Source organism: Christiangramia aquimixticola, from assembly GCF_048285835.1.
Classification (GTDB): Bacteria; Bacteroidota; Bacteroidia; order Flavobacteriales; family Flavobacteriaceae; genus Christiangramia; species Christiangramia aquimixticola.
This window is the reverse complement of sequence record NZ_JBLVTL010000384.1, coordinates 1-203: the sequence shown is the minus strand read 5'-3', so window position 1 is coordinate 203 and position 203 is coordinate 1. Positions and strand designations below refer to the sequence as shown.

General features: G+C 43.3%; 1 protein-coding gene. It reads left to right on the top strand.

Annotation, left to right across the window (positions count from 1 at the left end):
• On the top strand, positions 1-203 hold a 203-nt coding region (locus ACNKXV_RS14920; RefSeq protein WP_417908479.1), incomplete at both ends, for a hypothetical protein.

Below are 203 nucleotides of genomic sequence, written 5' to 3'. Positions count from 1 at the left end.
CGGTGGCCGATGTGTTGAATGCTGCTAGTAGTGATGCCTGTGGTATTGCCAGTGAGGTATTGAGTCAAACCAGTTTCGACTGTTCTGATGTAGGCACCTTCGATATTACTTTAACTGTAACTGATGTTAATTCTAATGAAACGCAAAAGACGATTTCTGTAACGGTAGAAGATACGACTCCACCGGTAGTGGATGCTGTAACT